The organism is Pantoea dispersa (assembly GCF_035783935.1).
Classification (GTDB): Bacteria; Pseudomonadota; Gammaproteobacteria; order Enterobacterales; family Enterobacteriaceae; genus Pantoea; species Pantoea dispersa_C.
Genome location: NZ_JALKOV010000001.1, coordinates 625,435 through 639,875 on the forward strand (window position 1 = coordinate 625,435; position 14,441 = coordinate 639,875).

The 14,441-nt window shown below is 58.6% G+C and carries 13 protein-coding genes and 1 other annotated feature; of the genes, 11 read left to right on the plus strand and 2 right to left on the minus strand.

Annotated elements, in window-relative coordinates; translation table 11 throughout:
• Nucleotides 1-69: 69 nt before the first annotated feature.
• Nucleotides 70-195 (plus strand) — a sequence feature (Phe leader region).
• From pheM to MXF20_RS03165, 10 genes are all read left to right on the plus strand, one after another.
• Nucleotides 75-119, plus strand: coding sequence for a pheST operon leader peptide PheM (gene pheM, locus MXF20_RS03120; RefSeq protein WP_121626058.1), 45 nt, complete (start codon nucleotides 75-77; stop codon nucleotides 117-119). (Overlaps the previous feature by 45 nt.)
• A gap of 71 nt (nucleotides 196-266) precedes the next feature.
• Entirely contained in the window at nucleotides 267-1,250 is a 984-nt protein-coding gene (pheS, locus tag MXF20_RS03125) for a phenylalanine--tRNA ligase subunit alpha (RefSeq protein ID WP_325967627.1), read from the plus strand.
• A gap of 14 nt (nucleotides 1,251-1,264) precedes the next feature.
• Complete coding sequence (pheT, locus tag MXF20_RS03130; protein ID WP_325967628.1) at nucleotides 1,265-3,652, plus strand: phenylalanine--tRNA ligase subunit beta; 2,388 nt, start codon at nucleotides 1,265-1,267, stop codon at nucleotides 3,650-3,652.
• A gap of 4 nt (nucleotides 3,653-3,656) precedes the next feature.
• Nucleotides 3,657-3,959 carry an integration host factor subunit alpha gene (gene ihfA, locus MXF20_RS03135; RefSeq protein WP_021506246.1) on the plus strand — a complete coding sequence of 101 codons (303 nt, stop codon included), beginning with the start codon at nucleotides 3,657-3,659 and terminating at the stop codon, nucleotides 3,957-3,959.
• Nucleotides 3,960-4,095: 136 nt separating this feature from the next.
• The gene (btuC, locus tag MXF20_RS03140; protein ID WP_325967629.1) at nucleotides 4,096-5,079 is read left to right on the plus strand and encodes a vitamin B12 ABC transporter permease BtuC; all 984 of its coding nucleotides are present in this window, start codon (nucleotides 4,096-4,098) and stop codon (nucleotides 5,077-5,079) included.
• A gap of 39 nt (nucleotides 5,080-5,118) precedes the next feature.
• Nucleotides 5,119-5,664: a glutathione peroxidase gene (locus tag MXF20_RS03145; RefSeq protein ID WP_325967630.1), complete on the plus strand. Its 546-nt coding sequence runs from the start codon at nucleotides 5,119-5,121 to the stop codon at nucleotides 5,662-5,664.
• Nucleotides 5,665-6,411 carry a vitamin B12 ABC transporter ATP-binding protein BtuD gene (gene btuD / locus MXF20_RS03150; protein WP_325967631.1) on the plus strand — a complete coding sequence of 249 codons (747 nt, stop codon included), beginning with the start codon at nucleotides 5,665-5,667 and terminating at the stop codon, nucleotides 6,409-6,411. It begins immediately after the preceding gene.
• A gap of 64 nt (nucleotides 6,412-6,475) precedes the next feature.
• Entirely contained in the window at nucleotides 6,476-6,934 is a 459-nt protein-coding gene (locus tag MXF20_RS03155) for an NlpC/P60 family protein (RefSeq protein WP_325967632.1), read from the plus strand.
• Between the two features lie 315 nt (nucleotides 6,935-7,249).
• A complete protein-coding gene (locus MXF20_RS03160) occupies nucleotides 7,250-7,993 on the plus strand; it encodes an EAL domain-containing protein (protein WP_325967633.1) in 744 nt (247 codons plus the stop codon).
• Between the two features lie 98 nt (nucleotides 7,994-8,091).
• Complete coding sequence (locus MXF20_RS03165) at nucleotides 8,092-9,531, plus strand: protein adenylyltransferase SelO (protein WP_325967634.1); 1,440 nt, start codon at nucleotides 8,092-8,094, stop codon at nucleotides 9,529-9,531.
• A gap of 6 nt (nucleotides 9,532-9,537) precedes the next feature.
• On the opposite strand, the gene MXF20_RS03170 is transcribed toward MXF20_RS03165, so the two are convergent.
• Nucleotides 9,538-10,584: a 3-deoxy-7-phosphoheptulonate synthase gene (locus MXF20_RS03170; RefSeq protein ID WP_021506238.1), complete on the minus strand. Its 1,047-nt coding sequence runs from the start codon at nucleotides 10,582-10,584 to the stop codon at nucleotides 9,538-9,540.
• 150 nt (nucleotides 10,585-10,734) lie between these two features.
• Entirely contained in the window at nucleotides 10,735-11,562 is an 828-nt protein-coding gene (locus MXF20_RS03175) for a pyruvate, water dikinase regulatory protein (protein ID WP_325967949.1), read from the minus strand.
• A 449-nt stretch (nucleotides 11,563-12,011) separates the two neighbouring features.
• On the opposite strand from MXF20_RS03175, the gene ppsA reads away from it, so the two are divergent.
• Nucleotides 12,012-14,399, plus strand: coding sequence for a phosphoenolpyruvate synthase (gene ppsA / locus MXF20_RS03180; RefSeq protein WP_325967635.1), 2,388 nt, complete (start codon nucleotides 12,012-12,014; stop codon nucleotides 14,397-14,399).
• The last annotated feature ends 42 nt before the right edge of the window (nucleotides 14,400-14,441 follow it).

The following is a 14,441-nucleotide window of genomic DNA, read 5'->3' on the forward strand; positions in this document are numbered from 1 at the left end:
CACGCAAAAGATTGACATTTTAGCCGCAGGGCATTTCAATAGTGCGGTTTCTATCAAGACAAGGTAACGCAAGCATGCACGCTGCTATTTTCCGTTTCTTTTTTTACTTTAGCGCCTGATCGTCAGGGGCTTTTGCGCATAAGAAAAGAAACGAAAAATCGCGCTGAAAGCCTCCCTCGTGGAGGCTTTTTTGTTTCCGGCGACACTTAATCGGATCGCACGATCCCAACGAGAACTGACCAGCCCGGCTGGAAGAAGAGGAAATCATGTCCCAACTCGCAGACCTGGTGGCCCGTGCCACGGCCGCCATCGACGAGGCGTCGGATATCGCCGCCCTGGACGCCGTGCGCGTCGAATTTCTGGGTAAAAAAGGGCACCTGACGCTGCAAATGACCACCCTGCGTGAACTGCCAGCGGAAGAGCGCCCGGCGGCCGGTGCGGTCATCAACGAAGCCAAACAGCAGGTGCAGGACCGCCTCAACGCGCGCAAAGATACGCTGGAAAGCGCGGCACTGAACGCCCGTCTGGCGGCAGAAACCATCGACGTGTCGCTGCCTGGCCGCCGCGTTGAGAATGGCGGTCTGCATCCGGTGACCCGCACCATCGATCGTATCGAAACCTTTTTCGGCGAGTTGGGTTTTGCGGTGGCGACCGGTCCGGAAATTGAAGACGATTATCACAACTTCGATGCGCTGAATATTCCGGGTCATCACCCGGCACGCGCTGACCATGACACGTTCTGGTTCGACGCCACGCGCCTGCTGCGTACCCAGACGTCGGGCGTGCAGATCCGCACCATGAAAAATCAGCAGCCGCCGATTCGTATCATCGCGCCGGGCCGCGTTTACCGTAACGATTACGATCAGACGCACACCCCGATGTTCCATCAGATGGAAGGCCTGATCGTCGATAAAGACATCAGCTTCACCAATCTGAAAGGCACGCTGCACGACTTCCTGAACAACTTCTTCGAAGAGAACCTGCAGATTCGCTTCCGCCCGTCCTATTTCCCGTTCACCGAACCGTCCGCGGAAGTGGACGTGATGGGCAAAAACGGCAAATGGCTGGAAGTGCTGGGCTGCGGCATGGTGCATCCAAACGTGCTGCGCAACGTGGGTATCGATCCGGAAATCTACTCCGGCTTCGCCTTCGGTATGGGCATGGAGCGTCTGACCATGCTGCGCTACGGTGTGACCGATCTGCGCGCCTTCTTCGAAAACGATTTACGTTTCCTCAAACAATTTAAATAAGGGCAGGTTATCCAATGAAATTCAGTGAACTCTGGTTACGCGAATGGGTAAATCCAGCCCTGGACAGCGCTGCGCTGTCTGAGCAAATCACCATGGCCGGTCTGGAAGTCGACGGCGTTGATGCGGTTGCCGGTGCCTTTCATGGCGTGGTGGTGGGTGAAGTGGTGGAGTGCGGCCAGCACCCGAATGCCGACAAGCTGCGCGTGACCAAAATCAACGTTGGTGGCGATCGCCTGCTGGATATCGTCTGCGGCGCGCCAAACTGCCGTCAGGGCCTGAAAGTGGCCGTGGCGACCGTCGGTGCCGTGCTGCCGGGTGATTTCAAAATCAAAGCGGCAAAACTGCGCGGTGAGCCGTCAGAAGGCATGCTGTGCTCGTTCTCCGAGCTGGGTATTTCTGACGATCACAACGGTATTATCGAGCTGCCAGCGGATGCGCCGATCGGCACCGATATTCGCCAGTACCTGCAGCTGGATGACAACACCATCGAAATCAGCGTGACGCCGAACCGTGCCGACTGCCTCGGTATCATCGGTATCGCACGCGATGTCGCGGTGCTCAACGGTCTGCCGCTGCAGGCGCCGGTCATCGAGCCGGTTAAAGCCACCCTCAGCGACACCTTCCCGATTCGCGTAGACGCTACTGATGCCTGCCCGCGCTACCTCGGCCGCGTGGTAAAAGGCGTGAACGTGAAAGCGGAAACGCCGCTGTGGATGCGCGAAAAACTGCGCCGCTGCGGTATCCGCTCGATCGATCCGGTGGTGGATATCACCAACTATGTGCTGCTGGAGCTCGGTCAGCCGATGCACGCCTTCGATCTCGACCGGATTGACGGCGGTATCGTGGTGCGCATGGCGAAAGAGGGAGAAACCCTGACGCTGCTCGACGGCAGCGAAGCCACTCTTCACAGCGACACGCTGGTGATTGCTGACCACCACAAAGCGCTGGCGATGGGCGGCATCTTCGGCGGTGAGCACTCCGGCGTCAATGAAGCGACGCAAAACGTGCTGTTCGAGTGCGCGTTCTTCGAGCCGCTGGCGATCACCGGCCGTGCGCGTCGTCATGGTCTGCATACCGATGCTTCCCACCGCTACGAGCGCGGTGTCGATCCGGCGCTGCAGCACAAGGCACTGGAGCGTGCGACACAGCTGCTGCTGGCGATTTGCGGCGGCGAAGCCGGCCCGGTTATCGATCAGACCGACGCCAGCAAACTGCCGGTGCGCGCCACCATTACGCTGCGCCGTGAGAAGCTGGACCGCCTGATTGGCCACGTGATTGCGGATGAGCAGGTGACCGATATCCTGACCCGCCTTGGCTGTGACGTCACGGTCGGCAACGGCGAATGGCAGGCCGTCGCCCCGAGCTGGCGCTTCGATATGGCCATCGAAGAAGATCTGGTTGAAGAAGTGGCGCGCGTCTACGGCTACAACAACATTCCGGATGTGCCGGTGAAAGCCAGCCTGCTGATGACTCAGCACCGCGAAGCCGATCTGTCGCTGAAGCGCGCTAAAACCCTGCTGGTGGATAAAGGCTATCAGGAAGCGATCACCTACAGCTTTGTCGATCCGAAAGTGCAGCAGCTGCTGCATCCAGGCGAAGAAGCGCTGATTCTGCCCAGCCCGATTTCCAGCGATATGTCGGCGATGCGCCTGTCGCTGTGGACCGGTTTGCTCAGTGCCGTGGTGTATAACCAGAACCGTCAGCAGAGCCGTGTGCGCCTGTTTGAGAGCGGTTTACGCTTTGTGCCTGATACGCAGGCCGATCTCGGCATTCGCCAGGATCTTATGCTGGCAGGCGTGCTGAGCGGTAACCGTTACGAAGAGCATTGGGATCTGGCGCGCCAGACGGTTGACTTCTATGATTTGAAAGGCGATTTAGAGTCGCTGCTGGATTTGACCGGTAAAACCGACGCGATTTCGTTCCGTGCAGACACCCACCCTGCGCTGCATCCAGGACAGAGCGCAGGCATTTATTTAGCCGGCGAACGAATCGGATTTATCGGGGTGGTTCATCCGGAGCTGGAACGTAAGCTGGATCTTAACGGCCGCACCTTAGTGTTTGAACTGCTTTGGAATAAGGTCGCAGACCGCGTCCTGCCTGACGCGCGCGAGATCTCACGCTTCCCGGCAAACCGCCGTGACATCGCTGTGGTGGTGGCTGAAAATGTGCCCGCAGCAGATATCATCGCGGAGTGTAAGAAAGTTGGCGTAAATCAGGTAGTTGGCGTAAACTTGTTTGACGTGTACCGTGGTAAGGGCGTAAACGAGGGTGAAAAGAGCCTCGCGATTAGCCTGATTTTGCAGGATACCAGCCGGACACTCGAAGAAGAGGAGATTGCTGCGACCGTTGCCAAATGCGTTGCAGCATTAAAAGAGCGATTCCAGGCAACCTTGAGGGATTGAACCTATGGCGCTTACAAAAGCTGAAATGTCAGAGTACCTGTTTGAAAAACTCGGGTTGAGCAAACGCGATGCCAAAGAGTTGGTAGAGCTTTTTTTCGAAGAAGTTCGCCGCGCGTTGGAAAACGGAGAACAGGTAAAACTGTCCGGATTTGGTAATTTTGATCTGCGTGACAAAAACCAGCGTCCGGGCCGTAACCCGAAGACGGGGGAAGATATTCCAATCACCGCCCGCCGCGTGGTGACATTCCGTCCAGGGCAGAAGTTGAAAAGTCGCGTGGAGAACGCGTCACCCAAGGATGCTGACTGATTTCAGTATGACAAAAAGGCCGCGTAGCGGCCTTTTTTATGCGCGCAAATCGTCAGGCGCAGCGCGGCAGCTGCTGCTTTCTTTTTGCCGTAATCCCTCTACAATCACATCTCTGTTTTCTCAGCCAATCTTACTTATGACTTTGCTGGATCAGCTGGCCCATCAGGCCGACCGTCGCAGCCGGCGCTGGCTTGGCGCGCTCACTGCCGCCGTGCTGCTGCTGCTGGTAATCAGCCTGTGCGCGGGCGACAGCTGGCTTTCTCCACTACAGTGGTTTTCAGCCAGCGGCGATCTGTTCGTCTGGCAGCTGCGCCTGCCGCGCACCCTGGCGGTGCTGCTGGTTGGCGCGGCGCTGGCGGTGTGCGGTGTGGTGATGCAGGCGCTGTTCAACAATCCGCTGGCGGAGCCGGGGCTGCTGGGCGTCTCCAACGGCGCCGGCATCGGGCTGGTACTCGCGGTGCTGCTGGGCAATGGCGCGCTGTGGAGCCTGGCGCTGGCGGCGATGGCGGGCGCACTGCTGATTACCCTGATCCTGCTGCATTTTGCCCACCGGCAGCTGTCGGCCAGCCGCCTGCTGCTGACCGGCGTGGCGCTCGGCATTATCTGTAGCGCCATCATGACGTGGGCGGTGTACTTTAGCACCAGCCTCGATCTGCGCCAGCTGATGTACTGGATGATGGGCGGCTTTAGCGGCATCGACTGGCGCTACGGCTGGATGATGCTGGCGCTGCTGCCGGTGACGCTGGCGCTGCTGACCAGCGCCCGTACGCTCAATCTGCTGGCGCTGGGAGAGGTCTCCGCGCGGCAGCTCGGTCTGCCGCTGCTACTGTGGCGTAACCTGCTGGTGCTGGCGATGGGCTGGCTGGTGGGCGTCAGCGTGGCGATGGCGGGCGCGATTGGTTTTATTGGGCTGGTGATCCCGCACCTGCTGCGCCTCAGCGGCCTGAGCGATCACCGCTATCTGCTGCCGGCCGCGGCGCTGGCCGGTGCGGCGGTGCTGCTGGCGGCGGACATTCTGGCACGGCTGGTGCTCACCTCGGCCGAGCTGCCGATTGGCGTGGTCACCGCCACGCTCGGCGCGCCGCTGTTTATCATGTTATTAGTGAAGTCTTCGCGCTAGCTGCGGCTGGCACAGTGCAATTAACAACAGGAATCGACGATGAGCCTTTATCAGACAGAGCTGGTTACGCTGGACGGTGACAAAACCACGCTGGCACAGTTTCAGGGCAAGGTACTGCTGGTGGTTAACGTGGCATCAAAATGCGGCCTGACGTCGCAGTATGAGCAGTTAGAGTCGCTGCAGAAAGCGTGGCAGGACAAAGCGTTCAGCGTGCTGGGCTTTCCCTGCAACCAGTTTCTTGAGCAGGAGCCGGGCACCAATGAAGAGATTAAAACGTTCTGCAGCACCACTTATGGCGTGACGTTCCCGATGTTCGATAAAACCGACGTTAACGGCGAGCAGCGCCATCCGCTGTATCGCCAGCTGGTGGCTGCGCAGCCGGAAGCCGAACGTCCGGCTGGCAGCGGTTTTCTTGAGCGCATGGAGAGCAAAGGCCGCGCGCCGAAAGCGCCAGGCGACATCCTGTGGAATTTCGAGAAGTTCCTCATCAATAAACAGGGTGAAGTGATTGCGCGCTTCTCACCGGACATGACGCCGGACGATCCGATCATTCTCAAACGCATTGAGCAGGCGCTGGCGGCCTGAATGCTGCTGCAGTGCCAGGATCTGCGCGTGCCCGGACGACTGCACGCGGCAGATCTCTCGCTCAGCCGCGGTGAGCGGGTGCACGTGGTCGGGCCCAACGGCGCCGGAAAAAGTACGCTGCTGACCACGCTCGCGGGCTTGCTCGACGCCGATGGGCAGCTGACGCTGGCCGGTCAGCCGCTGCGCAGCTGGTCGGGAGCGGCCCTGGCGCAGCTGCGCGCCTGGCTTCCCCAGCAGCAGCCGGCGCCCGCCACGTTGCCGGTGTGGCACTATCTGCGCCTGCACAGCCCGCTGGCGGGCACAGAGGCGCAGGCCACGCTCATCGACCTGCTGCAGCAGCTCGGCCTGCAGGATAAGCTGACGCGCCCGCTGGCGCAGCTTTCCGGCGGGGAGTGGCAGCGGGTGCGCCTGGCCGCGGTGATACTGCAGATTCATCCGGCGATTAACCCGCGCGGGGCGTTACTGATTCTGGATGAGCCGCTGACCGCACTCGACATCGCGCAGCAGCGCGCGGTGGACAGGCTGTTAATGCAGCTAAGCCAGGCCGGCATCGCCATTGTGGCCAGCGGACACGATCTCAACCACAGCCTGCGCCACGCCGATCGCGTCTGGCTGATGCATCAGGGCCGCGTGGTCAGTCAGGGCAGGGCCCGTGAGGTGCTGACCGCCGGGCGGCTGGCACCGCTTTATCAGGCCGAATTCGTGCAGCTGGAGACGCCACAGGGGCCGCTGCTTTATCTTCCCTGACTTGCGCGCCGCGCCGCTTTGTCGCTACAGTGTCAGCCGGACGATGTTTTTAAGGACTATTCTGATGCGGCTAACCCTGTTTCTCCTTGTGTTGCTGCTGGCGGGCTGTAGCCATCACGCGCCGCCACCCAACGGCCGCCTGTCAGATTCCATCACCGTGATTGCGCAACTCAACGATCAGCTCAGCCGCTGGCGCGGTACGCCGTATCGCTATGGCGGTTTAAGCCGTGGCGGCGTGGATTGTTCCGGCTTTGTCTATCTGACCTTCCGTGACCGTTTTGACCTGCAGCTGCCGCGTTCAACGATTGACCAGACTGACATCGGCACACGCATCGACAAGCGTGATTTGTTGCCTGGCGATCTGGTGTTTTTCAAAACCGGCAGCGGCGAGAATGGCCTGCACGTCGGCATCTATGACACCGACAACACCTTCATTCACGCGTCCACCAGCCAGGGCGTGATCCGTTCATCGCTGGATAACGTTTACTGGCGCAAAGTATTCTGGCAGGCACGGCGCATCTGATCCGCCTAACCCATTAGTGTTAAAAAAAGGCGTAATAAGCTGATGGGTTTGGCCGCGATTTAATTGTTTTTTTTCCTCAGATATAACTCTCATTTAAAATGGCACTTTACCGAAATCGGGTTTGCTACTAAAAATAGGACGTAATGAATTAAATTCGTGCGGACATTAACCCGGATCATTTGGCTTAAGTATTATTTAATGCAGAAAAGTCGGTAATTAGACAGAAAACGGGGTCTCTTCTAACGTTTGGTCCTATTGCCTGACCGTTTTCATTGATATACGATGCGCCAATTGCCACTGCATCTGGCTGTAAAAATGAAAGTCCATTTATCTGCCGACTATCAGTCGGAAACCTGGTTTTATCCTGCCTATTCACTGGCGGGCCAGCTGACTGCGGTCGAGCTGGTTACCCAGTTCGTGCACGACAGCGCCCCTATTACGCTGCCGCAGGACCTGCTGTTGCCGCAACTTGACGATGCACAGCAATTACGGTTACTGCAAAGTCAGCTGGTACTGCTGGAAAAGTACCGGGACTTTTTTGAGTTACATCAAATTATCGCGCTGGTTCGTATTGATGAATCAATGGCCGCAACGCTATTGGCCAGTGAGTTTCTCTTAAGGAAATTTAAACAGCTCCCCTTTATTGTGCTGGATATCAGCGAAACGTTTCCGCAATTATCGGCTGGCAGAAAACAGCCGCTGTTAGCACAGCTGCAACAGGAATTCCGCTTATCCCTTTCCCAATTTGGCGCGGGGAAATCACCCGCCACTGCGGTATACGAAAATCTGTTTAGCGTGTTAAAAATGGACAAGGCGTTTATTCAGGGGCTGGCGAAACGTGCCTCATTTACGCCTTTTATTCAGACTGTTATCGATAATTTTGCCGGTTATGCCCCGCAAATAATTATTTGTGGCGTCGACGATAATGCGCTGCTGGAGAAAGTCAGCACCCTGAGTGGCGCACAGCTGCAGGGCAGTCTGTTCCCGGTGGTCAAAGCAGAACGGTTAAGCGATCTCATCTATCCGCACGTCACGCTGACCACACCTTCACAGCAGTAACCTTTCACCTGTCTTCTCCGTCAACCCGGCGGTAGACTACGCTTTATCTTTTAAACTCAATGCGGGTGGCGCAGCGTTGCGCACCTTACGGAGTGTCGATGCAATTCATTAATAGCTGGCAGCAGGCGTTGCCGGGATTCTATACCGCGCTGGACCCAACGCCGCTCGCCGGGGGGCGTCTGTGCTACCACAACGCGCCGCTGGCGCAGGAGATGGGGCTGGATGCCGCGCTGTTTACCGGCCAGGGCCACGGCGTCTGGTATGGCGCCGCGCTACTGCCCGGCATGTCGCCGCTGGCGCAGGTTTACAGCGGGCATCAGTTTGGCGTGTGGGCCGGTCAGCTGGGCGACGGCCGCGGTCTGCTGCTTGGCGAACAGCAGCTTGACGATGGCCGCAAGCTCGACTGGCACCTGAAAGGCGCGGGCCTGACTCCCTATTCACGCATGGGCGATGGCCGCGCGGTGATCCGCTCCAGCGTGCGTGAATTTCTCGCCTCGGAAGCGCTGCACCATCTCGGTATTCCCACCACGCGCGCGCTGGCGCTGGCCATTGGCGACGAACCGGTCCAGCGTGAAACCCGTGAGCGCGGCGCCATGCTGATGCGCATCGCTGACAGCCATTTGCGCTTTGGCCACTTCGAGCATTTCTATTACGGCGGTGAGCCGGAGAAAGTGCGCCAGCTGGCCGACTACGCAATCTATCATCACTGGCCGCAGCTGGAGCAGGAAGCCGATCGCTACCTGCTGTGGTTTACCGATATCGTCAAACGCACCGCCCGCCTGATTGCGCAGTGGCAGAGCGTCGGGTTTGCCCATGGTGTGATGAACACCGACAACATGTCGATCCTCGGCCTGACGCTCGATTACGGTCCTTACGGATTCCTTGACGACTACAACCCGGATTTCATTTGCAACCACAGCGATTATCAGGGGCGCTACGCCTTCAGCAACCAGCCGATGATCGGCTTGTGGAATCTTAACCGTCTGGCACATGCGCTGTCCGGTTTGCTGAGCACGGAGCAGTTGAAACAGGCGCTCAGCCATTATGAGAGCGAGCTAATGCAGATGTGGGGCGAGAAGATGCGTGCGAAACTCGGGCTGCTGACCGCGGATGCCGGGGATAACGCCATTCTCACCGGTCTGCTGGCGCTGATGAGTGCTGAACATAGCGATTACACGCTGACGTTCCGCCTGCTGAGCGAGACGCAGCAGGCGGAGACGCGTTCGCCGCTGCGTGACGAGTTTATCGATCGCGAGGCGTTCGATCGCTGGTATCACGACTACCGCCAGCGTCTGCTGCAGGATGGCGTCAGCGATTCGCAGCGCCAGGCAGTGATGAAAGCGGCAAACCCGGCGCTGGTATTGCGCAACTACCTGGCTCAGCAGGTGATCGATGAGGTTGAGCAGGGAGAAACGGCGGCGCTGGCCAGCTTGCATCAGGCACTGCAGCAGCCGTATAACGAGGCGGCCATCAGCGCAGAGTTGCGTCAGCGGCCGCCAGAGTGGGGGAAAACGCTGGAGGTGAGCTGCTCCAGCTAGTGACCATCAGAAGCGGCTGTCAACGGCGGCCGCCAGCAGCGCCAGCACCTCGGCGCTGTCGTCCCAGCCGAGGCACGGATCGGTAATCGACTGGCCGTACGTCAGCGGCTGGCCGCTCACCACTTTCTGATTACCTTCCTGCAGGAAACTCTCAATCATTACGCCAGCGACCGCCCGTGAACCGGCACGAATCTGCGCCGCCACGTCCTGTGCCACATCGCGCTGACGGCGATGCTGCTTCAGGCAGTTACCGTGGCTGAAGTCGATCACCAGCTGTTCCGGCAGGTTGAAGTCGCGCAGGTTGGCGGCTGCAGCGGCCACATCTTCAGCGTGATAGTTCGGCTGACGCCCGCCGCGCAGGATCACGTGACCGTGCGGGTTGCCGCTGGTCTGGTAAATCGTCATCTGCCCGGTTTTGTCGGGTGACAGGAACATGTGGCTGACGCGCGCGGCGCGAATCGCATCCACCGCGATCTGCACGTTGCCGTCGGTACCATTCTTGAAGCCGACCGGGCAGGAGAGCGCCGAGGCCATTTCACGGTGAATCTGGCTCTCGGTGGTGCGCGCGCCAATCGCCCCCCAGCTGATCAGGTCGGCAATAAACTGGCCGATCACCATATCGAGAAACTCCGTGGCGGTTGGCATGCCGATGGCGTTGATATCCAGCAGCAGCTGGCGCGCGATAGCGATGCCGCGGTTGACGTCGAAGCTGCCATCGAGATCCGGATCGGAAATCAGACCCTTCCAGCCGACCACGGTGCGCGGCTTCTCAAAGTAAGCGCGCATCACAATTTCCAGCCGGTCCTTGTGCTGTTCACGCAGCAGATTGAGACGCTCTGCGTACTCCAGCGCGGCCTTGGGATCGTGCAGCGAGCAGGGGCCGATAATCACCAGCAGGCGTGGATCTTCACCGGTCAGGATGCGCGCGATACGCTGACGCGCGGCGGTAACGTTAGCGGCAATCGCCGCCGAAATGGGGTGTTGTTGCGCCAGCGCGGCCGGCGTCAGCAGCGTGCCGATGCGCGCGGTGCGCAGTTCATCAGTTTTGTTCATTGGGATTCTCAAAAATCTGTTCTTCGCAGCGGTGAAATACCGGGAAGTGATGATGATCACAATAAACCATTAGCCCGTGAATTCAACCAGCTAAATCAAAAGGCTATTCATTACTGACGGCAGCCAGGCTTTACAACCTGGCAGGTGAGGTCAGTACATGCTGCGGCGCAGGCCCATGATGTCGAGGATTTTGGTGGCGATCTCTTCGACAGAGTAATTGGTGCTGTTGAGATAGCGAATCTGATGGGTGCGGAACAGCGCCTCCACTTCACCGACCTCCAGCCGGCACTGACGCATTGACGCATAGCGGGTATTTTCAGCGCGCTCCTGACGAATCGCCGCCAGCCGTTCCGGATCGATGGTCAGGCCAAACAGCTTATGCTGATGCGCGCGCAGCGCTGGCGGCAGCTTCAGGTTATCCATATCGTCGGCGATGAACGGATAGTTAGCCGCGCGCACGCCGAACTGCATCGCCAGATACAGGCTGGTTGGGGTTTTGCCGCAGCGCGATACGCCGAGCAGAATCACCTGCGCGTCCTCCAGCCCGCGCAGTGAAATCCCGTCATCGTGCGCCAGGGTGTAATCAATCGCGGCGATGCGGGCATCATATTTGCCTAAGTTACTGGCGGTCAGGCCGTGGGTGCGGTGCGCCACCGGCATCGACGCCACGCCCAGCTCGCTCTGCAGCGGCGCCACCAGCGCCTGCACGATGTCCTGGCAGAAGCCTTCGCTCTCCAGAATGATGTCGCGCACCTCGGGCGTGACAATCGAGAAAAACACCAGCGGACGCACGCCGCTCTGCTGGAACAGGGCGTTGATCTGGGCTTTCACCGCCTGGGCGCGCTGAACATTTTCCACAAACGGCAGGGTGACGCTGTTGGTATTCACCGGAAACTGCGACAGCACCGCGTGGCCCAGCACTTCCGCAGTGATGGCGGTACCGTCGGAGATATAGAATACGCTGCGTTCAGTGCTCATCATTGACCTCATGCTTTTGTTTACTTTTGCGTAACATTATCACCGAAAAGATTTCATTTCCCGTGCGGGCAAAATGAAATATCCATATCTATGCGGGCAATACGCTATTTTTGCGCTGCGCTGATGACCCAGCATAGATGAAATAGCCGCCTGAACCGCGCTAATTTCCCGCTTTTTGCCATCGCCGCCACAAAATAAAATCACCGGGCGTTGCGCAACAAAAAGTCAGCCTAACCCGCTGAAAATGAGAAATTTATCGTTAATGCAACAGGTTGGCGAAAAATAACAGCGTTGCGCAACAAAGCGCCATTCGGGGAGTAATCCGATTTTGCCGCCGATTTTCTGCTTTAACGATTCAACACTTAGTCTTTATTAATTGATTGTGCCAGGCTGGACTGGCGAATAGCAAAATGTTCCATGTGCTCCAATCATTTAAAAGGATAATCTCAATGTCCAATCAAGACCAACAGTCGCTAGTGCTCTGGTACAACCAGCTTGGCATGCATGATGTTGATCGGGTAGGGGGCAAGAATGCTTCCCTGGGAGAAATGATTACCAATTTGTCGTCGCTCGGGGTCTCCGTGCCAAACGGCTATGCGACGACATCTTACGCTTTTAATCAGTTTCTCGACCAAAGCGGACTGAACCAGCGTATTTATGAGTTGCTGGATAACACGGATATTGATGATGTTGCAGCGCTGGCGCAGGCCGGCAAACAGATTCGTCAATGGGTGGTGGATACGCCTTTCCAGTCAGAGCTGGAAGCGGCGATTCGCAGCGCCTATGAACAACTTTCTGCTGATGACGCCGAAGCCTCCTTTGCGGTGCGCTCATCGGCCACCGCCGAGGACATGCCCGATGCCTCGTTTGCCGGTCAGCAGGAAACCTTCCTCAACGTGCAGGGCTATGATGCGGTGCTGGTGGCCGTGAAGCACGTTTTCGCCTCGCTGTTTAACGATCGCGCCATCTCCTATCGCGTGCATCAGGGCTATGACCACCGCGGCGTGGCACTCTCGGCCGGTATCCAGCGCATGGTACGTTCCGACCTCGCTTCCTCCGGCGTGATGTTCACCATTGATACCGAATCCGGCTTCGACCAGGTGGTGTTTATCACCTCGGCGTTCGGTCTGGGCGAGATGGTGGTGCAGGGCGCGGTCAACCCGGATGAATTTTACGTGCACAAACCGACGCTGGCTGCCAATCGTCCGGCGATTGTGCGCCGCACCATGGGCTCGAAGAAGATTCGCATGGTATATGCCGATTCGCAGGCGCATGGCGAACAGGTGCGCATTGAAGACGTGGAACAGGAACAGCGCGACCGCTTCAGCCTGACCGACGATGAAGTGCAGGCGCTGGCGCGCCAGGCGGTGCTGATTGAGCAGCACTACAAGCGTCCGATGGATATTGAGTGGGCCAAAGATGGCCACACCGGCAAACTGTTCATCGTGCAGGCGCGACCGGAGACGGTGCGTTCTAATGGTCAGGTGATGGAGCGCTATAGCCTGCAGGGCAAAGGCAAGATCCTGGTGGAAGGCCGCGCCATCGGCCATCGCATCGGTGCGGGCGAAGTGAAGGTGATTCACGACATCAGCGAGATGCACCGTATCGAAAAAGGCGATGTGCTGGTCACCGACATGACCGACCCGGACTGGGAACCGATCATGAAGAAGGCCTCAGCGATCGTTACCAACCGCGGCGGCCGGACCTGTCACGCGGCGATCATCGCGCGCGAGCTGGGCATTCCGGCGGTGGTGGGCTGTGGCGACGCGACAGAGCACCTGAAGGACGGGCACAAGGTTACCGTGTCATGCGCCGAAGGCGATACCGGCTATGTGTACAACGATCTGCTGGATTTTGACGTGACCAGTTCGCAGGTCGACACCATGCCAGATCTGCCGCTGAAAATTATGATGAACGTCGGTAACCCGGATCGTGCCTTTGACTTTGCCTGCCTGCCCAACGAAGGCGTCGGCCTGGCGCGCCTCGAGTTCATCATCAACCGCATGATTGGCGTGCACCCGAAAGCGCTGCTGGAGTTTGATCAGCAGACACCGGAACTGCAGGCGCAGATTCGTCAGATGATGAAAGGCTTCGACGATCCGGTAGAGTTCTACATCGCGCGACTGACCGAAGGGATCGCCACGCTGGGCGCGGCCTTTGCGCCGAAGCGCGTCATCGTGCGGTTGTCGGATTTCAAAACCAACGAGTACGCCAACCTGGTCGGCGGCGAGCGTTACGAGCCTGAGGAAGAGAACCCGATGCTGGGCTTCCGCGGTGCCGGACGCTACGTGGCGGACAGCTTCCGCGACTGTTTCGCGCTTGAGTGCGAAGCGGTGAAGCGCGTGCGCAATGAGATGGGGCTGACCAACGTTGAAATTATGGTGCCGTTCGTACGCACCGTCGATCAGGCCGAAGCCGTGGTGGCTGAACTGGCGAAGCAGGGCCTGAAACGCGGCGAGAACGGACTGAAGGTGATCATGATGTGTGAGATCCCGTCCAACGCGCTGCTGGCAGAACAGTTCCTGCAGCACTTCGACGGCTTCTCTATCGGCTCTAACGACATGACGCAGCTGGCGCTGGGTCTGGATCGCGATTCCGGTGTGGTGTCGGCGCTGTTTGATGAGCGCAACGATGCCGTGAAGGCGCTGCTGTCGATGTCAATTCAGGCGGCGAAGAAGCAGGGCAAATACGTCGGCATTTGCGGCCAGGGGCCATCCGATCATCAGGATTTCGCGGCCTGGCTGATGGAGCAGGGCATCGACAGCCTGTCGCTCAACCCGGATACCGTGGTGGAAACCTGGCTGAGCCTCGCTGAGCTGGACGCCGCCAAAGCATAATCTGTCATCCCTTCCAGGTGCCCGGCAATCGTCGGGCGCCTG

Excerpts from the sequence above, each read along its gene's own strand:
- pheS (WP_325967627.1), top strand. The coding sequence starts at position 267 with ATGTCCCAACTCGCAGACCTGGTGGCCCGTGCCACGGCCGCCATCGAC.
- pheT (WP_325967628.1), top strand. The coding sequence starts at position 1,265 with ATGAAATTCAGTGAACTCTGGTTACGCGAATGGGTAAATCCAGCCCTG.
- ihfA (WP_021506246.1), top strand. The coding sequence starts at position 3,657 with ATGGCGCTTACAAAAGCTGAAATGTCAGAGTACCTGTTTGAAAAACTC.
- btuC (WP_325967629.1), top strand. The coding sequence starts at position 4,096 with ATGACTTTGCTGGATCAGCTGGCCCATCAGGCCGACCGTCGCAGCCGG.
- MXF20_RS03145 (WP_325967630.1), top strand. The coding sequence starts at position 5,119 with ATGAGCCTTTATCAGACAGAGCTGGTTACGCTGGACGGTGACAAAACC.
- btuD (WP_325967631.1), top strand. The coding sequence starts at position 5,665 with ATGCTGCTGCAGTGCCAGGATCTGCGCGTGCCCGGACGACTGCACGCG.
- MXF20_RS03155 (WP_325967632.1), top strand. The coding sequence starts at position 6,476 with ATGCGGCTAACCCTGTTTCTCCTTGTGTTGCTGCTGGCGGGCTGTAGC.
- MXF20_RS03160 (WP_325967633.1), top strand. The coding sequence starts at position 7,250 with ATGAAAGTCCATTTATCTGCCGACTATCAGTCGGAAACCTGGTTTTAT.
- MXF20_RS03165 (WP_325967634.1), top strand. The coding sequence starts at position 8,092 with ATGCAATTCATTAATAGCTGGCAGCAGGCGTTGCCGGGATTCTATACC.
- MXF20_RS03170 (WP_021506238.1), bottom strand. The coding sequence starts at position 10,584 with ATGAACAAAACTGATGAACTGCGCACCGCGCGCATCGGCACGCTGCTG.
- MXF20_RS03175 (WP_325967949.1), bottom strand. The coding sequence starts at position 11,562 with ATGAGCACTGAACGCAGCGTATTCTATATCTCCGACGGTACCGCCATC.
- ppsA (WP_325967635.1), top strand. The coding sequence starts at position 12,012 with ATGTCCAATCAAGACCAACAGTCGCTAGTGCTCTGGTACAACCAGCTT.